This is a genomic window from Luteimonas suaedae, assembly GCF_008312895.1.
Taxonomy (GTDB): Bacteria; Pseudomonadota; Gammaproteobacteria; order Xanthomonadales; family Xanthomonadaceae; genus Luteimonas; species Luteimonas suaedae.
The window spans coordinates 136,132-154,050 of sequence record NZ_VSSP01000003.1 but is presented as its reverse complement, the minus strand read 5'-3'; the positions used below and the strand labels follow the sequence as shown (position 1 = coordinate 154,050).

General features: G+C 68.8%; 18 protein-coding genes. 16 read left to right on the top strand and 2 right to left on the bottom strand.

The genetic code is table 11. The features are described from left to right. Positions 1 to 23: 23 nt before the first annotated feature. From FXO19_RS06880 to FXO19_RS06840, 9 genes are all read left to right on the top strand, one after another. The gene (locus FXO19_RS06880; RefSeq protein ID WP_149194333.1) at positions 24 to 2,210 is read left to right on the top strand and encodes a hypothetical protein; all 2,187 of its coding nucleotides are present in this window, start codon (positions 24 to 26) and stop codon (positions 2,208 to 2,210) included. Between the two features lie 56 nt (positions 2,211 to 2,266). Beyond that, a complete protein-coding gene (locus FXO19_RS06875; RefSeq protein WP_149194332.1) occupies positions 2,267 to 2,485 on the top strand; it encodes a hypothetical protein in 219 nt (72 codons plus the stop codon). Positions 2,486 to 2,572: 87 nt separating this feature from the next. After that, positions 2,573 to 3,133, top strand: coding sequence for a hypothetical protein (locus FXO19_RS06870; RefSeq protein WP_149194331.1), 561 nt, complete (start codon positions 2,573 to 2,575; stop codon positions 3,131 to 3,133). Between the two features lie 72 nt (positions 3,134 to 3,205). Then, positions 3,206 to 3,526 carry a RebB family R body protein gene (locus FXO19_RS06865; protein ID WP_149194330.1) on the top strand — a complete coding sequence of 107 codons (321 nt, stop codon included), beginning with the start codon at positions 3,206 to 3,208 and terminating at the stop codon, positions 3,524 to 3,526. Between the two features lie 92 nt (positions 3,527 to 3,618). Then, positions 3,619 to 3,942, top strand: coding sequence for a RebB family R body protein (locus FXO19_RS06860; RefSeq protein ID WP_149194329.1), 324 nt, complete (start codon positions 3,619 to 3,621; stop codon positions 3,940 to 3,942). Positions 3,943 to 4,004: 62 nt separating this feature from the next. Then, entirely contained in the window at positions 4,005 to 4,352 is a 348-nt protein-coding gene (locus FXO19_RS06855) for a RebB family R body protein (RefSeq protein ID WP_149194328.1), read from the top strand. A gap of 370 nt (positions 4,353 to 4,722) precedes the next feature. Continuing rightward, entirely contained in the window at positions 4,723 to 5,490 is a 768-nt protein-coding gene (locus tag FXO19_RS06850) for a Crp/Fnr family transcriptional regulator (RefSeq protein ID WP_223115445.1), read from the top strand. A gap of 93 nt (positions 5,491 to 5,583) precedes the next feature. Further along, positions 5,584 to 6,627 carry a class I SAM-dependent methyltransferase gene (locus FXO19_RS06845; RefSeq protein WP_149194327.1) on the top strand — a complete coding sequence of 348 codons (1,044 nt, stop codon included), beginning with the start codon at positions 5,584 to 5,586 and terminating at the stop codon, positions 6,625 to 6,627. Beyond that, complete coding sequence (locus FXO19_RS06840; protein WP_149194326.1) at positions 6,624 to 7,346, top strand: pseudouridine synthase; 723 nt, start codon at positions 6,624 to 6,626, stop codon at positions 7,344 to 7,346. The genes FXO19_RS06845 and FXO19_RS06840 overlap by 4 nt, the downstream gene beginning before the upstream one ends. A gap of 125 nt (positions 7,347 to 7,471) precedes the next feature. Here the strand turns inward: FXO19_RS06840 and FXO19_RS06835 are convergent, their stop codons facing one another. Beyond that, on the bottom strand, positions 7,472 to 8,032 hold the full coding sequence (locus tag FXO19_RS06835) for a DUF1415 domain-containing protein (protein ID WP_149194325.1): 561 nt from the start codon (positions 8,030 to 8,032) through the stop codon (positions 7,472 to 7,474). Positions 8,033 to 8,131: 99 nt separating this feature from the next. Here FXO19_RS06835 and FXO19_RS06830 point away from each other — a divergent pair, with 99 nt between their 5' ends. Both FXO19_RS06830 and FXO19_RS06825 read left to right on the top strand, forming a co-directional pair. Next, positions 8,132 to 9,022, top strand: a complete 891-nt coding sequence (locus tag FXO19_RS06830) for a DMT family transporter (protein ID WP_425481452.1) — start codon at positions 8,132 to 8,134, stop codon at positions 9,020 to 9,022. Positions 9,023 to 9,125: 103 nt separating this feature from the next. After that, complete coding sequence (locus tag FXO19_RS06825) at positions 9,126 to 9,995, top strand: hypothetical protein (RefSeq protein WP_149194324.1); 870 nt, start codon at positions 9,126 to 9,128, stop codon at positions 9,993 to 9,995. A 149-nt stretch (positions 9,996 to 10,144) separates the two neighbouring features. Here the strand turns inward: FXO19_RS06825 and FXO19_RS06820 are convergent, their stop codons facing one another. Continuing rightward, the gene (locus FXO19_RS06820; protein WP_149194323.1) at positions 10,145 to 10,786 is read right to left on the bottom strand and encodes an OmpW/AlkL family protein; all 642 of its coding nucleotides are present in this window, start codon (positions 10,784 to 10,786) and stop codon (positions 10,145 to 10,147) included. 251 nt (positions 10,787 to 11,037) lie between these two features. Here FXO19_RS06820 and FXO19_RS06815 point away from each other — a divergent pair, with 251 nt between their 5' ends. The 5 genes from FXO19_RS06815 to lpdA all read left to right on the top strand — a co-directional run bounded on the left by FXO19_RS06815 (position 11,038) and on the right by lpdA (position 17,589). Next, positions 11,038 to 11,805, top strand: coding sequence for a DUF2884 family protein (locus FXO19_RS06815; RefSeq protein ID WP_149194322.1), 768 nt, complete (start codon positions 11,038 to 11,040; stop codon positions 11,803 to 11,805). A 620-nt stretch (positions 11,806 to 12,425) separates the two neighbouring features. Further along, on the top strand, positions 12,426 to 14,153 hold the full coding sequence (aceF, locus tag FXO19_RS06810; RefSeq protein WP_149194321.1) for a dihydrolipoyllysine-residue acetyltransferase: 1,728 nt from the start codon (positions 12,426 to 12,428) through the stop codon (positions 14,151 to 14,153). Continuing rightward, positions 14,150 to 14,635 carry a YybH family protein gene (locus tag FXO19_RS06805; protein WP_149194320.1) on the top strand — a complete coding sequence of 162 codons (486 nt, stop codon included), beginning with the start codon at positions 14,150 to 14,152 and terminating at the stop codon, positions 14,633 to 14,635. Before aceF ends, FXO19_RS06805 begins: the two co-directional genes overlap by 4 nt. Then, a complete protein-coding gene (locus FXO19_RS06800) occupies positions 14,632 to 15,762 on the top strand; it encodes a mechanosensitive ion channel family protein (protein WP_149194319.1) in 1,131 nt (376 codons plus the stop codon). Before FXO19_RS06805 ends, FXO19_RS06800 begins: the two co-directional genes overlap by 4 nt. Positions 15,763 to 15,777: 15 nt before the next feature. Then, a complete protein-coding gene (gene lpdA / locus FXO19_RS06795; RefSeq protein WP_149194318.1) occupies positions 15,778 to 17,589 on the top strand; it encodes a dihydrolipoyl dehydrogenase in 1,812 nt (603 codons plus the stop codon). Positions 17,590 to 17,919 lie beyond the last annotated feature (330 nt).

Below are 17,919 nucleotides of genomic sequence, written 5' to 3'. Positions count from 1 at the left end.
ACCCGTACACGAGGAATTCCATCATGGCTTACTTCAAACTGGCGCCGGTCACAGGGATCACCAACTATCCGGTGGACTACCACAGTCACTTCACCGGGGTACTCCCCGTCCGCGGCAAGGACGAGCGGCAGCCGTCACTGGCGAAGCTGCTCGCCGACGCGCACTTCCGCAACGATCCGCACAAGCGCGACAAGGCGGAGCTGCAGCTGTTCGACTATGCGCTGCAGTTCATGATGGACGAACGGACGAACCCGCTCGCCCGACTCGTGGGCAGCGCCAGCCGTGCGGAGTACGAGCGTGCCGAATGCGCCGCCGAGAACATCTACGTGGCGGCCGTGCTGGTGGGGCATATCCACTACCTGGACATGGATCTTCTTGCCGAAGCGGCCTATCGCCCGGACTTGTACGGCGCGGTCCGCGCGCGGATCGTCAAAAAGGCGTTGGACTCCCCCGGAAAGCCGGACGAACCCCTGATGAAGCTGGTCCGTTACTTCAACGGCAAGATCTACAGCAGCAACAAGTACACGCCGTTCGACGACTGCTACAAGATGCGGGGAGCTTTCGTGAAGTTCTTCTGCGACGGCGATCCGGCCGCATTCGAGGACTGGGCCGACTGGCAGCAGGAAAGATACCGCGCGTGGATCCGGGCGACGTTCGATTATCTGCGGGAAGAGGGCATCACGCATACGCAGACGGCCGCGACGCAGGACGAAATGAAGGAGTTGGCCATACAGGCGGCCCAGTACAACGCGGAAAACGACACCAGCTACAAGCTGCTCGTCCATACACCTTCGCAGTATCTCCCCGACGGGAAGCTCCAGGCGTATCTCGAGGGCGCGATCCTGCCGCTGTTGAGGGACGACAAGCGCGATCTCGTCGGGATCGACCTGCTCGGCGCTGAGAACAAGGTCGGCAACTACAGGGAGCTGTTCGAATTCCTTCGTGCACAGGAAGCCGGGCTGCAGGCCAACTTCGGCCCGGCCAAGCCGCGTGCCTTGAAGCTGATCGTCCACATCCATTGCGGCGAAGGCAGCGGCTTCGGCTCCGGTAACCGCTCCATGATCGGCTATTACCTGTACGAAGCCGGATTCCCGGAAGAGTCGTTCTTCGCCGATCTCTCCGGATACATCATCAGGTGCTACAAGGCCGCGGAGGCAAAGCAACTGGTGACGCCGCGCGGGACGCGCGGGACGGCGACGCCGTTCGGTCTTTTCGACGAGCTGTTCCACGACAATTCGCTGACCTACCGAGGCAGGCTGCTGCGGCGCTTCGCCATCAGCAGCGAGAGATCGCGCGAACTGGCGGCCTACAACGCCAAGCGCAACGTCATGGCATTGAGCGAGACCTTCGACAGCACGCCGCAGGGCGCGGACCGGACCTGGTACCAGCTGCTCGCCGAGGACAGCGCGCTGTTCGCCTTCCGGCTGGGGCACGATTACTACTATCGCAATTTCATGGGGGCCAAGTATTCACAGATCGCCTTCGATACCAACCTGGGCAGCAACGCGATCACCGGCGCCTCCGGACTGTTCAATTCGATCGAGAGCTACCGGATCAACCGCGGTTTCCGGCATCTGGACGGTTACATCGATACCAACGTTCTGCATGCCGCCGGCGATGCGGTCGCCTACATGGCGTCAGAAGCCCTGACGCAGGAACAGATCGCCAAATTCACCGACATGAGCACGCAGTCCGGTGAACTGGGCGAGATCCTCAAAGACGACAAAGACAACAAGGCATGGATCGTGCAGCAACTGCAGAGCGCCCTGGGCCCGATCTATCCCCAGATCGTTACCGAGAACTACTTCTACAACACGTATTGCAGCCTGGTGCTGGCGACCGCCGGGGGCGTCGACACGCCCGCATCCAGGTATCAGGCGATGGCTCGGGTGCTGGCCCTGTTCCGAAACTGGCGGTCCTACCTGCTGGGCGCCGACGGCCAGGGTGCGGAGCACAGCGACATCCAGCACGAGTTCCTGCGGATGCTCATCCTGCTGGTCTACGGGCTGCTGCCGACCGGCGAGACGCGGATCGACGCGAAGATGCTGATCGACCTTCAATACCTGCTGCGCTCGATTGCCGAGAGCTACTGGCGCGCCACGGTGGGTCCGGCCGAATTCAAGCTCCTGCAGGACAAGGTCAAACTGGAATTGCTCGAGGGTTTCAAGGCGCCCGATTCAGTCGTGACGGTGCGCCGGAGCGCGGTGTAGCAGTGACGCGGCTGTCGAAGGAGACGAAGCGTCGCTGCCCGCCCAGGAGAGTCCGTATGGATGAGATCGTCGAGTACCTGCTCAATGTGCGGCCCGACGGGCATGACGTGAAACCGCGCGACCGCCCGCCTTCGCCGGCGCCCGCGGCGCCCCCCCCGGCGGAGCAGGCAAGACCCGGCGGCGCCGGGGCGCCGGACCCGCTCGGCCTGCTGCTGGAACGGCTGGGGGACGAAACGGTGCGGCGGGCGATTGCCCGCTTGATCTTCCCGCGCTGAGCCGACGACGGCGGAGGTTCCGCGACCGCTGCACCGGGCGGTCCGTCGCCGTGTGAACCCGAATCCGATTGCTTGCGGAGACGAAGCATGAATGCATCCGACGATCCTCTTTCCACCCAGTTGCACGCGCTGGCCGAGCGTTGGCTGAAGCGGCCGTTGACCGCCGCCGAGACGCGGGAGCTGATGCGTTTCCGGCAGTCGAGCGGGCACGGAGCCGGCGAGACTTCCCCGGCCGCCGTGCAGGTCGAGCAGACGGTGCAGAAAGCCCGGCGGCAGGCGCAGGCGGCGATCCAGAACGTCCTGGACGGCGCGCGCGAGCTCGCGCAGCGCATGGCCCGCGAACGCGAGCAGGAGGACCGCGCCATCCTGGCGATGGTCGAAAGCGCCGGCTCGCTCGCCGACCTGCGCCCCTCCGCGCTGCCGGACGGCGCCGGGCAGGGCCCGTCCGCCGACCGGATCGTGATCGCGCAGATCGCCGATCGCCTGGCCAACATGGTCAGGACGGAAGTGCAGGCCTGTTTCGAGCGGCAGCTGGCGCCGCTGGCGAACCGGATCGAGGCGCTACTGAACGAGGCGCATGCGCCGCCGTCGGCGACGCCCGATGCGCAGGATCCATCACAGAATTCGAGCGGCGCTGCGAATCCCTAGTTCACGAACGCGGACGCGCATCGTTATTTGAATCGCACGGCGTGTGCCGTGTCGACACCGAGGAGTTCAATCATGGCATTCCCCACCGCAGTCAACGATCAGGTGACCGATGCGGTCACCCAGTCCAACGTCAAGGTCATCGGCGAGGCGCCGGCCTTCGCGATGGGCTCGATGTTCCAGAGCCTGGCGCACTCGACCGGCATCCTGTTCGAGAACGCCGTCGCTGCACAGCAGCAACAGAACACCCTGGCGCAGGCCGCGTCCAACCAGGGCGTGATGCAGATCTACAGCCTCGATACCACCGCCGCCGCCGGTGCCAGCGAGAAGGTCGCGCAGACCGGCGTGTCCGACAACCTGACCAGCCTGCTGACCGTGCTCAACGCGTTCAAGTAACGATGGCGCGCGCCGCCGCGCTCGGCGGCACGGCGGCGCCTTCCGGAGCGAGCTTCGGCAGGCGCTGACATTCTTCGACAAAGGACATTTCCATGGCATATCCCACCGCCGTCAACAACCAGATCACCGATGCCGTCACCCAGTCCAACGTCAAGGTCATCGGCGAGGCGCCGGCCTTCGCGATGGGTTCGATCTACCAGAGCATGGCGCACTCGACCGGCATCCTGTTCGAGAACGCCGTCGCCGCACAGCAGCAGCAGAACACCCTGGCGATGGCTGCGGCCAACCAGGGCGTGATGCAGATCTACAGCCTCGACACCACCGCCGCCGCCGGCGCCAGCGAGAAGGTCGCGCAGACCGGCGTGTCCGACAACCTGACCAGCCTGCTGACCGTGCTCAACGCGTTCAAGCAGTAATCCGTACGCCGCCGGTCCGTGCACCCCGCGGCCGGCATTGACTTCCAAGCGAGGACATTTCCATGGCATATCCCACTGCCGTCAACAACCAGATCACCGATGCGGTCACCCAGTCCAACGTCAAGGTCATCGGCGAGGCGCCGGCCTTCGCGATGGGCTCGATCTACCAGAGCATGGCGCACTCGACCGGCATTCTGTTCGAGAACGCCGTCGCCGCACAGCAACAGCAGAACACGCTGGCGCTCGCCGGATCCAACCAGGGGGTGATGCAGATCTACAGCCTCGACACCACCGCTGCCGCCGGTGCCACGGAGAAGGTCGCGCAGACCGGCGTCTCCGACAACCTGACCAGCCTGTTGAGCGTGCTCAACGCCTTCAAGCCGTCGACGCCGGCCGGTCTCGGCCCGTAACGACAGCGGCATCCGATGCTTCACCGGCGCGGTCACAGCCCCCCTGGGCCGCGCCAGCCCCCACCCGGATGCCGCATCCCACAGGATGCTGGAAGCATGCGTCCGTCTCTGCCGGACGGTGATGAAGCGCATGCAGCACAGGCCGGCTTGCCGGCGACCGGGACATGGACATCCGGCGGTCGACGCCGCCGGTACAGCGAACGCCATCGGCGCGCGCGACGGAGATCCGCCGCCGACGGCGAGGAGGGGGGTGAATGGGGATCTCGAAAAAGCACGGCTACGGTCGAGCCGAGCACCGCGTGGCACCGTGGATGCCGCTACGCACGCGCGGGAACGACGCCCGAGCTGCCGCGTCCACGATGCACGGCTCATGACGATGAACGGCGTGCATGCCGACGACCGAAAGCATCCGCTAGAGCGCTTCGCACTGCTGCGCGGGCTGGCACCGCCGCTGCTGGAGTTCGTCGCCGCCAACAGCGTCGAATGCCGTTTCGGGGAGGGCGAGACGCTGTTCTTCAAGAACGATCCCGGCGACTTCCTCGCGCTGGTGGCCGACGGCTGGATCTACGAGATCCTGTACGGTCCTGACGGACAGGAGTTGATCGTCGGCGCGATCGCGCCCGGCGAGGCCGTCGATGAAGCGGTGCTGCTGGACCGCCACCGGCGCAGCTTCACCGCGATCGCCTACGCCGACACTGTGGTCCTGAAGCTGGCGCGCCGGCATTTTCCGGCGCTGCTGTCGGACCCGGCGGTACTCGAGCGTGCCTATGCCGCGCTCTGCGGCAACCTGCGCCAGGCGATCGACAACCTCGAGAACATGTGCCTGCATCGGCTGGAGGCACGGCTGGCACGCTACCTGTTGACGCAGCTGCAGGTGCGGGGAACGCCCCGCGGCAACAGCGCCGAGATCGCGCTGCCGCCGACCCAGAGCATCCTCGCGGCGATGGTGAACGTGAGCCGCTCGAAGTTGAACGAGCAGCTCCAGCGCTGGCATCGCAGCGGTCTGGTCAGCCGCCATCGCAATGTGCTGTGCATCAACGACCTGGACACGTTTCGCGACAGGGCCCGTCTGCAGCCCGGCGACACGGTGCGGCAGACGGCCGGCGGCGCCGGCGCGCAGTGGCGGCCGGCGGCATGACCGGCTGCGCGTAGACCGCGCGGTCCGCAGCTGGCGCCCGGCGGATCGGACGCGCGTAGAATCACGCCTTCATTTCGCCACGATGCGTCGCCTGTGCCCAACGGCCACCAAGATCCCGCGCTCGACGCTCTGCTGCTGCCGTTCGCGGCCGGGCACCTGCCGTGGCCGCCCGGTGACGTGCTGTTCCTGCGCGCGCGTACCGGCGCGGCGCTGATGCCGCTGCCGCGCGACCGCCTGGTCTGCGAGCAGAGCTTCCGACCCGAGTTCGACGCCTTGCGGCGCGACGGGTTCGAGGTGCGGGAAGACAGCGGCGACGATCGCCATCCGCTGGTGCTGTTGCTGCCGCCGCGCCAGCGCGACGAGGCGCGGGCGCTGTACGCGCAGGCGCTGGCGCGGGTGGCCGAAGGCGGCGTGATCGTCGCCAGCCTCGCCAACGACGAGGGCGCGAAGTCCGGCGAAGCCGATCTGGCGCGCATCGCCGGCCCGGTGACGGCGCTGTCCAAGCACAAGTGCCGGGTGTTCTGGGCACGGCCGGCGCCCGGCCGCGGCGATGCCGCGCTCGCGGCGCAATGGCGTACGCTGGATGCGCCGCGGCCGGTGGTCGAGGGGCGTTTTCTCAGTCGTCCCGGCGTCTTCGCCTGGGACCGGATCGACGCCGCTTCGGCGCTGCTGGCCGCGCACCTGCCGTCGACGCTGGCCGGGCACGGCGCCGACCTCGGCGCCGGTTACGGTTTTCTCGCCGCCGAGGTGCTGCAACGCTGCCCGGGCGTCACCGCGCTGGACCTGTACGAAGCGGAAAAGCGCGCGCTCGACCTGGCCACCGACAATCTCGCCGCGCATGCCGATCGCGTGGCGCTCGGCTTCCACTGGCACGACGTCACCACCGGTCTGCCACGGCAGTACGACTTCATCGTCAGCAACCCGCCGTTCCATGCCGGCGGTCGTGCCGCGCGGCCGGACATCGGCCGCCGCTTCATCGCCGTCGCCGCGCAGTCGTTGCGGCCCGGCGGCGTGCTGTGGCTGGTGGCCAACCGCCAGCTGCCGTACGAACAGGCGCTGGGCGCCGGCTTCGGCGGCGCGCGTATTGCGGCGCAGAGCGGCGGCTTCAAGATCATCGAGGCGCGCAGGGCAAGATGAAGCTGGTGCGCCTGCTCGCCAATCTCGGCTACGGCAGCCGCAGGCAGGCGACGCTGCTGTGCCGCCAAGGCCGCGTGACCGATGCACGGGGCGAGGTGCTGTATGCCGACGACGTGGTCGCGCACGCCGAGGTGCGCGTCAACGGCGAGCCGCTGGACCCGCCGCAGGGCATGCTGCTGATGCTGCACAAGCCGGTCGGCTACACTTGCTCCACCCGCGACCCGGGGCGAGTGGTCTACGACCTGCTGCCGCCGCGCTTCCGACTGCGCACGCCGGCGCTGTCCACGGTCGGCCGGCTCGACCGCGACACCAGCGGCCTGCTGTTGCTGACCGACGACGGCGCGCTGCTGCACCGGATCATCGCGCCGAAGTCGAACCTGCCGAAGGTGTACGAGGCGGAACTGGCACAGCCACTGCGCGGCGACGAGGCCGCGCTGTTCGCCAGCGGCACGCTGCTGCTGGAATCGGACACGACGCCGCTCAAGCCGGCGCGGCTGGACGTCCTCGATCCGCAGCGCGTCCGGCTGACCCTCACCGAGGGTCGCTATCACCAGGTGAGGCGCATGTTCGCCGCCGTCGGCAACCACGTCGAACGCCTGCATCGCAGCCGCATCGGCGGGCTCGCGCTGGGTGACCTGGCGGCCGGCGAATGGCGCCAGCTCGACGCCGACGCACGCACGCGCCTGTTCGCCACAAACAACGCCGACATCCCTCCGTAGGAGCGCGCCATGCGCGCGATGCCGCGGGACCTGCAGCAACGATGCGCTTCGACTGCGCGACGCAGGCACCACCCGGGCCCCGGCATCGCCAACCCGCACGCAACGACGCAACTCGAAGGGCGCGGCTATTCCGCTCCGTCTTCCAGCAGCCGCCGCCAGCCGTCGTGCCCGAGCCGCCGCAACGTCCGCTGGTTGCGTTCGACGATCACGTCCGGATCCGGATACGCCGCCACTGCGCGCGTCACGCTGTCCTCGCGCAGCAGGTGCAGCATCGGATGCGGCGAGCGGTTGCTGAAGTTCTCGATATCGTCCTCGCCGCTGCCGGCAAAGCGATACTGCGGATGGAAGCTGGCCACCTGCAACACGCCCTCCAGGTCCATCGAGGCGAGCAGGGCATCGGCGGCACCGAGGAAGTCGTTGTAGTCGTAGAAGTCCGCCAGCACCTGCGGGTGGATGAGCAGGGTGGTGTCGACGACCTCGGGCGCGGTGTCGCGCAGCAGCGCGAGTTCATCGGCGAGCGCCTGCAGCAGCGCGTCGGGCGTGGCGGCGTCGCTACGCACCAGGCGTACCTGGTCCTTCGCCACCACCGCTTTGGCGAACGGACACAGGTTGAGGCCGATCACCGCGCGCTGCAGCCAGCGGCGGGTGGCTTCGATCGGATCGGAGGGCATCGCGCCTGCAGTCATCGGAACCTCGGAATGCGTGCAGTGTATGCCGGCCCGCTTCTTCCGCGCCGGAACCGCCCGCAGGCACTAAGCTGTGCCCCCGTTCCGCGCCGACTGCCCGTGCCTTCGACCCATCCCCCGGATACCGCCCGCCGTGCCGCGCTGTGGATGCTGCTCGCGGTGCTGTTTTTTGCGCTGATGGACGCCGGCATGAAATGGCTTGCGGCCGACTACCCGCCGTTGCAGGTGGCGACCCTGCGCGGCGCCGCGGCGCTGCCGCCGGTCTTCGTCTGGGTGTTGCTGAGCGGGCGCGCGGCCAGCCTGCTGCGGGTGCACTGGCGCCTGCATCTGCTGCGCGGCGTGCTGGGCATCGCGATGATGTTCGGCTTCGTCTACGGCCTGGCGCGGATGCCGATGTCGACCGCGTACGCGATCGTGTTCGTGGCGCCGCTGCTGGTCACGGCGATGGCGGTGCCGATCCTGGGCGAGAAGGTCGGTCCGCGGCGCTGGAGCGCGATCGCGCTGGGCATGGTCGGCGTGCTGGTCGTGCTGCGACCCACCGGCGAAGGCGTGGTGACGCTGGCCGGCCTGGCGCTGCTGGCCGCCGCCGCCTGCTATTCGGCCGCGGCGATCACGGTCCGGGTGTTGGCCCAGCGCGACAGCACCGAGGCGATGGTGTTCTGGTTCCTGGCGCTGCTGGCGCTCGGCGCCGGCGCGCTGGCCTGGCGCGGCTGGGTGCCGATCCAGGCGCACGACCTCTGGCCGATCGCGGGCGTCGGGCTCGCCGGCGCGCTCGGCCAGGTGGCGCTGACCCATGCCTTCCGGCTCGGCGAGGCGTCGCAGATCGCGCCGCTCGAATACACCGGGCTGGTCTGGGTGGTGCTGCTGGACCTGACCGTCTGGCAGTTGCTGCCCGATCGCGTGACCTGGATCGGCGCCGCGATCATCATCGCCAGCGGCCTGTACCTGCTGCGCCGCGAGCGCGTGCACGTCGTCGCCGAGCCACCCTGAGCGCCGCCGGAAGCGCCGCCCGGCCCGGCGGGTGTCGCATTCCGGTGGCCTTTTGCGTTTGCCTGGAAGTACCGATCTCCCGGTACGTTCAGGAGGAATGCCCGTGAAACCGTTGCACCGTCATCTCGCCCCGGCGGCACTCGCCGCCGCCCTGGTGTCCCTGTCGGGTCACGCCAGCCCTCCGTCGTCGTCGCTGCAGCGTGCCGAGGCCGCCGAACGCCGGTCGGCCGATCTGCTTCCCGATCCGCTGCGCCAGCGGCTGTCGATGCGCATCCGCGACATCCTGCCCGACGCCACGACCGCCAAGGCCGTCAGCCCCGACGACGTCGGCGATGCCGATTCGTTCGGCCGCGCCCTGAAGTGGCTGGGTTCGGCGCAGATGAACATCGATCTTGCGGACAGCTGCCCGGCGCCCGTTCCCGGCACCACGGTCGGCAGCGCCTGTGCGCCACTGCAGCCGTTGCCGGCGTTCACGAGCTTCACGTTCGATGACGTGGCCCGCATCACCCTGCCCAAGGACGTGTCGCACTCGCTCCTGTGCCACTGGTTCTCGCCCTACCTCGGCATCGTCTACGGCAACCCGAACCCGCCCGGCGGCGCGCCGATCGTCGCGTGGCTGTGGTATCAGCCCACGCTGACGATCGAGAACGCGGTCCTCGGCGACCCGGCGATGATCGACCCGACCACCGGGCTGCCGTTCAACGGCCGGTTGACGACCTCGGTGACCAGCTTCGAAAGCTTCGAAGTCCCGCTGCCGGCCGATACGCAGATCGCGGTGCGCGAGCGGGATACCGCGACCTGCATCGGCGGCTTCGTGTCGCGCCGTGCGCTGGTCCAGATATGGGGGCTTACCGAAAGCCAGGCCTGGCAGTTCTTCAAGCACCCGACCACGATCCGGATGAACATCAGTGGCGGTGCCCAGTACGTCGCAAGCGCGAACATGATCTTCGGGCTGCGCGTCATCGGCGACTGAGCCGGGCGCGCGGGCGCGCGGCCGGAGCAACAGTCGGTGATGCGCCGGCGCGTACGTTCCCGGCCCGGAGCTGCGGCGCGCATCACCGGAAAGCAGGACGGACCCTTGCGGGCCCGTCCTGTGGTGCGTCCGGTCGCTGCGCGCCGCGGTCAGAAGCGGGCGCCGACGCCGACCCCCACGGTCCACGGATCGAGCTTGATGTCGCGCTCGATGGTCTCGCCGGCCAATTCGGCATCGGCACGGGCGCGCATGTAGCGCGCGTCGGCACGGGCGAACCAGGTCGGGGTGATGTTGAGATCCAGGCCGACGGTGCCGATCGCGCCCTTCGGCGTGGTCAGGCCGACGTGGTCGCCGCCCGGATTGAGGTCCTCGTTGCTGATGTTGGACTGGTAGTAGCCCAGGCCCACGAACGGCCGGAAGGTATTGTCGGCCTGGCCGAAGTGGTACTGGCCGCTCAGCGCGACCGGCTGCTGCTCGATGGTGCCGATCTTGCCGTCGTCGCCGCGCACGCGATGGTTGAACTTGTCCGCGGCGCCCCACAGTTCTACGCCGATGTTGTCGTTGACGTGATAGGTCGCGCTCAGTGTCGGCGCGGGGCCGCCGTCGACGTCGATGCGCGAACCCGGCAGGGGATCGGACTCGGGCTGCAGCAGGGTCACGCCGCCGACCACCGAAACGCGCTTGCCGGACGCGGTGTCGGTGGAGAGCGGGCCGCTGTCCTGGGCGAACGCGGCCGGGCTGGCGATCAAGGCGAGGGCGGTGGCAAGACTCAGTTTGCGAAATGAAGACATGGGGGAGATCTCCTCTCTTATAGATGTTGTGTGCCCGGGGGAGAGGGCGCGGCCACCGTAGCGAGACGGGTGTGAACCGCACTTGGCCCGCGCGTTAAATCGCGGCCGGCGCTTTCACGATCGCTTCAGCCAATTCAGAAAGCGCAACCGCACCTGACGAAAGTCACGCCATCCACCGGCACGGGACGGGATCGCGCCGGTGCCGCACAATCGATCGCAATCGCAAGACAACAAGACAAGGGAAGCGGGACATGCGTACGAGGGGATGGCGATTGACGGCAGCGGCACTGCTGCTGGCCTGCGGCGGCGCCGCGGCCGAGAGCGGCACCGACGTGTCCTGCAAGGTCGACAGCGACTACGACTTCAGCCTGTCCGAGCGCAGCGTCATCTTCACCCGCAGCTCGGGCGTCCCGCGGCAGCTGGTGATGCGGCAGGGGCGGCTGTTCGTCGACGACCGCTGGGTCATGCTCAACGCCGACGACCGCCGCCGCCTGGCCGAGTACGAGCGCGAGGCGCGGGCCGTCGTGCCGCTGGCGCGCGAGATCGGACTGGAGGCGACCGAGATCGCCTTCCTCGCCCTGGGCGAGGTGGCCACCGGCTTCAGCAACGATCCCGAGGCCACCCGGCGCAAGCTGGAAACGGCGCGCAAGCGGCTGGACGCACGGCTCGCGCAATCCTTTTCCGCCAACCGCTACAGCGACGACGCGCTCGGCGAGGCCATCGGCGCGGCGGTGCGCGACGTCCTGCCCACGGTGATGGGCGATATCGTCGGCGGCGCGGTCCGCGCCGCCTTCGGCGGCGATACCGCGCGTCTGCAGCGGATGGAACACCTCGACACCGAACTCGAGGCGCTGATCGAGCCACGGGCCGAAGCGCTGGGCCGCAACGCCGAGGCCTTGTGCATGCGCATGCACAGGCTCGACGAGATCGACGACGCGCTCGATTACCGCCTGCCCGACGGCCGCTCGCTCGACCTGCTGCGGGTCGAGGTCGAACGCAAGCACCGCGACGGCGCCTGATCAACCCCTGCAGCGGCGTCTCGCCGCACTTTCTCCGCCCCCGCATCCCCCGGGGGCGTTTTTTTTGCTGAGGATGTGCAGGCCTCAGCTGGACAGGCTGCGGCTTCGGATGGATGCCGTGGCCTGCCGGCCGAGGCGTGGCCCGGGTCAGGAACTCCCGGCCGACGCCTTGCGTGTCTACGCCAACAGGCGCAGCGCGATTGCAGGACACCACAGCCATGCGCCGCTGCTTCGTAGGAGCGCGCCATGCGCGCGATGCCGCGGGGCATGTCGCCGCCCGCGAATTCCGGTGACCGGCGCGCCTGCCGGTCCACAATCGGGGCATCCACCGGATCCTGCCGGCACCCGCGGCATCGCGCGCATGGCGCGCTCCTACGGTGTACCTGGGCAGGATGCCCTGACCGGGGGAAAAGCGATTCCCCGGCCGCCAGGGCGCGGCGTCCACCCGCAGGCCGCACACCGCTCCTCAACCAGGCGGCGGCATCACCGGTGTCGCAGGACGTCGCCCTCGTCACGACGGTTTCACCGGATACCGCTCCGTCGGTTTCGAGGGCGCGGTTGGCGGCCGGCGTTCATCCGGCCACAATACGGATCTCCCCCCTCGCATCGCGGAGCGCCGCATGGCCGACCTGAAAGAAGCACGCGTCCCGGATATCGGTGGCTATGACGACGTGCCGGTGATCGAAGTCCTGGTCGCCGTCGGCGATCGCGTCGAACAGGACCAGGGCCTGGTCACGCTGGAATCGGACAAGGCGACGATGGAAGTGCCGGCGCCGTTCGCCGGCACGGTCAAGGACGTCAAGGTCAAGGTCGGCGACAAGGTTTCCGAGGGCAGCGTCGTTGCGATGGTCGAGGCGGACGCGGATGCGGACACTGGCGCCGGCGAGCGCGAGGCGAAGGCCGAACCTGCCGCGGGCGGCGACAGGCCTGCGCCGTCGCAGCCCGCCAAGTCTGCGGAGCCACCTGCGCCTGCCGCGGACAAGCCGTCCGCCGGCGGCGGCGTGCGCGACGCCGTGGTGCCGGATATCGGCGACTACGACGACGTGCCGGTGATCGAGGTGCTGGTCGCCGTCGGCGATCGCGTCGAACAGGACCAGGGCCTGGTCACGCTGGAATCGGACAAGGCGACGATGGAAGTGCCGGCGCCGTTCGCCGGCGTGGTCAAGGAACTCAAGGTCAAGGTCGGCGACAACGTGTCCGAGGGCAGCGTGGTCGCGCGGATCGAGGGGGCCGAGGCCGCCGCGCCGGCCAAGGCGCCTCGGGCGGAGGCCGCCGCGCCGCAGCCCACCGACAAGACCGACGACACCGCAGCCGAGCCGGCCTCGCCCGGCCGCAAGCCGGACAACATCGCGCAGGCCTCGATGGAACACCGCACCCCTGGCGGCGGCGAGCCGCCGGTGCGCTTCGATGCCGATGCGGTGATGCCCGACAAGGTGCCCTATGCCAGCCCGGCGGTGCGCCTGTTCGCGCGCGAGCTCGGCGTCGACCTGCTGCGGGTCAAGGGCAGCGCCCGTGGCGGCCGCATCGCCCGCGAGGACGTGCAGCAGTTCGTCAAGACGGCGCTGCAGGGCGGCGGCGCCGCGGCCGGCGCGCCCGCCGGCGGTGGCGGGCTCAATCTGCTGCCGTGGCCGAAGGTTGACTTCTCCAAGTTCGGCGAGACCGAGGAAAAGCCGCTGTCGCGGATCCAGAAGATCTCCGGCGCCAACCTCGCCCGCAACTGGGCGATGATCCCGCACGTCACCCAGCACGACGACGCCGACATCACCGAGCTGGAGGCGCTGCGCGTCGCCCTGAACAAGGAAAACGAGAAGGCGGGCATCAAGCTCACCATGCTCGCCTTCCTGATGAAGGCCAGCGTCGCCGCCTTGCAGAAGTATCCGCAGTTCAATGCCTCGCTCGACGCCGCCGGCGAAACCCTCACGCTGAAGAAGTACTTCCACATCGGTTTCGCCGCCGACACGCCGAACGGCCTGGTGGTGCCAGTGGTGCGCGACTGCGACCGCAAGGGCGTGATCGAGATCGCGCAGGAGAGCGCGGCGCTGGCCAAGAAGGCCCGCGACGGCAAGCTCGGCCCCTCGGAGATGCAGGGCGGCTGCTTCTCGATCAGTTCGCTCGGCGGCATCGGCGGCACCAGCTTCACCCCGATCGTCAACGCGCCGGAAGTGGCGATCCTGGGGGTGTCGAAATCGGCGATGAAGCCGGTCTGGGACGGCAAGGCCTTCCAGCCGCGCCTGACCCTGCCGCTGTCGCTGTCCTACGACCACCGCGTGATCGACGGCGCCGCCGCCGCCCGCTTCACCGCCTACCTGGCGCAGCTGCTCGGTGACATGCGCCGGATCCTGTTGTGAGCCGGGCGCGTTGCCGGCGCGCCCTGCTCCTGCTCCTGGGCGCATGCCTGCTGCTGGCCACGGCCGCGGCGCAGGAGCAGGGTGCCACCGCGCCGTTGCGTGAAACCCTCGACCGCCATCTGCAGGCGATCCAGGCGCGCGACCTGGAGGCGCTGATGGCCACCGTCACCGACGGTGAAGCGCTGACCCTGATCCTGCCCAACGGCAAGGTCTTGACCACGCGCGAGGAGTTCCGGCAGCTGCACGTGGACTGGTTCGCCGAGGACGACTGGCGCATGCGCTTCCAGGTGCGGCAGGTGCGCGCGTTCGGCGACACCGGTATTGCCCTGGTGCACTACCTGTCGCAGCAGCGCCAGCACGACGGCAGCTACGCCACCCGGCGCGAGGCGCTGCTGTCGCTGGTGTTCGCGCGCGAACAGGGCGAATGGCGGCTGGTGTACGACCAGAACACCGTGGTCCCGCCGGCACCCACGCAGCAATGACCGCGCCCCGGCCCGCGCCTCCGGCAGAGCGCCTGCCCGACGTGGGCGGGGCGGTCGAACGCGGCTGGAACGGCTTGCAGCCGCTGCTCGAGCAGCCGCTGGTGGCCGTGTCCGGCCTGCGCCTGACCGTGGGCGGGCTGCTGTTCGCGGTGGCCGCGCTGCTGGTCGCCTGGCTGATGTCGGTGCTGTTGCGGCGTGCGATCGCGCGCTACGGCAGGCGCTACGACAACGTCAATGCCGCCGCGCTGTACACCGTCTCGCGCCTGGTGCACTACGTGCTGCTGGTGGTGGGCTTCCTGGTGGCGCTGGACCTGGCCGGCATTCCCGTCACCAAGTTCGCGATCTTCGCCGGCGCCATCGGCGTGGGCCTGGGCTTCGGCCTGCAGGCCATCTTCAGCAATTTCATCTCCGGCCTGATCCTGCTGTTCGACCGCTCGCTGAAGGTGGGCGACTTCGTACAGCTCGACGACAACCTGCGCGGCACCGTCCGCGCGATCAACATCCGCGCCACGCTGATCACCACCAACGACAACATCGACGTCATCGTCCCCAATTCCGAGTTCGTCAGCGGCCGTGTGGTCAACTGGACCCACGGCTCGATCCACCGCCGGATCCGGGTGCGTTTCGGGGTTGCCTACGGCGTGGACAAGGAACTGGTGAAGAAGGCCGCGCTCGAGGCCGCCGCCGCGGTGCCGTTCACGCTCGCCACCGAAGGTGATCGCCGGCCGCAGGTGTGGCTGGTCGGCTTCGGCGACAGTGCGGTCGAGTTCATCCTGGCGGTCTGGCTCAACGAGGCCGCGGCGCGCCGCAACGCCGCGATCGAGGCGGCCTACCTGTGGGAGCTGGACACGGCGTTCAAGCGCCACGGCATCGAGATCCCGTTCCCGCAGCGCGATCTGCACCTGCGCAGCCTGCTGGGGTTGCACGGGGAGGCCGCGTTCGCCGCGCTGCGCGGAGAGCCGCCGGCGGAAGCCGCCGCCGCGCCGGACACCTCCGGCGACGACGACCTGTCGCGGCACGAGCGTGCCGCGCTGGCTGGCAATGACGCGCAGCAGGACGTGGAACGGGAGATCGCCGAAGACGCGGCCCCGGACGCGCCCGCCGCGCCCCCCCTATCCGAATCCTGAAGGAGCGTTTCCCCCATGGCCCAGACCATCGAGATCAAGGTGCCGGACATCGGCGATTTTTCCGACGTGCCGGTGATCGAGGTGCTGGTCGCGCCCGGCGACCGCGTGGACAAGGACCAGGGGTTGATCACCCTGGAATCCGACAAGGCGACCATGGAGGTGCCCTCGTCCGCCGCCGGCGTGGTCAAGGAGGTGAAGGTCGGTGTCGGCGACAGCGTGTCCGAAGGCAAGGTGGTCGTGCTGCTCGAGACCGAAGACGGCGCCTCCGGTGACGACGGCAAGACGAAGGCGCCGGATGCGAGCGCATCCGATGCTGCGGACGGCGGCCCCTCGAAGCCGCCGGTCGCGAAGTCGCCGGGTGCGCCGGCAGAACCGCCGGCGGTCAAGCCGGCTGCGCACAGCGGCCGCCAGGCCGATGTCGAATGCGCCCTGGTGGTGCTCGGCTCCGGTCCCGGCGGCTACACCGCCGCGTTCCGCGCCGCCGACCTCGGGCTCGACACGGTGCTGGTCGAGCGCTACCAGGCGCTGGGCGGTGTCTGCCTCAACGTCGGCTGCATTCCCTCCAAGGCGCTGCTGCACGCCGCCGCGGTCATCGACGAGGCCGCGCACGCGGCCGACTACGGCATCGACTTCGGCAAGCCGAAGATCGCCCTCGACGGCCTGCGCGGGCACAAGGACAAGGTGGTCGGCCAGTTCAACAAGGGCCTGGCCGGCATGGCGAAGCAGCGCAAGGTGCGGGTGGTCGCCGGCAGCGGCGCATTCGTCTCGCCCAACGAGCTCGAGGTGCAGGGTGACGACGGCAAGACCCAGCTGATCCGCTTCGAGCAGTGCATCATCGCCGCCGGCAGCCAGGCGCTGAAACTGCCGGGCTTCCCCTGGGACGACCCGCGGGTGATGGATTCCACCGATGCGCTCGAACTCACCGAGATCCCGAAGAAGCTGCTGGTGGTCGGCGGCGGCATCATCGGCCTGGAGATGGCCACGGTGTACCGCGCGCTCGGCAGCCAGGTCACCGTGGTCGAGCTGGCCGACCAGCTGATGCCGGGCGCCGACAAGGACCTGGTCAAGCCGCTCGCCGACCGCCTGAAGAAGCAGGGCGCGGCGATTCACCTCAAGACCAAGGTGGTCGAGGCCAAGGCACAGAAGAACGGCATCGCCTGCACGTTCGAAGGCGAGAGCATCCCCGATGCCAAACTGTTCGACCGGGTGCTGGTGGCGGTGGGCCGGGTGCCGAACGGCGCGAAGATCGACGCCGACAAGGCCGGCGTGCGCGTGGGCGATCGCGGTTTCATCGACGTCGACCGGCAGATGCGCAGCAACGTGCCGCACATCTTCGCCATCGGCGACATCGTCGGCCAGCCGATGCTGGCGCACAAGGCGACCCACGAGGGCAAGCTGGCGGCGGAAGTGGCTGCCGGCGAAAAGAAGGAGTGGGTGGCGCGGGTGATTCCGTCGGTGGCCTACACCGACCCCGAGATCGCCTGGGTCGGCGTGACCGAGACCGAGGCGAAGGCGAAGGGCATCAAGGTCGGCGTGGGCAAGTTCCCGTGGGCGGCGTCGGCGCGCGCGGTCGGCATCGGCCGCAGCGAGGGCTTCACCAAGCTGCTGTTCGACGAGACCACGCACCGGGTGATCGGCGGCGCGATCGTCGGCCCGCACGCCGGCGACCTGATCGCCGAGGTCGCGCTGGCGATCGAGATGGGCGCCGAGGCCGCCGACATCGGCCACACCATCCATCCGCACCCGACGCTGAGCGAATCGGTGGCGATGGCGGCCGAGGTCTACGACGGCACCATCACCGATCTCTACCTCCCGAAGCGGAAGTAAGGTTCGGGTCCCAGGACCCAGGGACCAGGGATTCGGGGCAGGCTCACATTCCGACATCCCGGCGCAGGCCGGGATCCATTTCGCTGCGCCCGAAAGGCAACTGGATCCCGGCCTGCGCCGGGATGACGAGCGAAGTGCGTCACGGCCTGTCCCGAATCCAGAATCCATCCCGAGACGACTGGCGCTTACCTGAGCACCGCCATTCCCGCGAACTTGAGCATCGTCATTCCCGCGAAGGCGGGAATCCAGGGACGTTGATTTCGCTGGCTGGACGTCCATGGATTCTCGCCTTCGCGGGAATGACGGGCAAAGGCACGACATTTGTCGGCT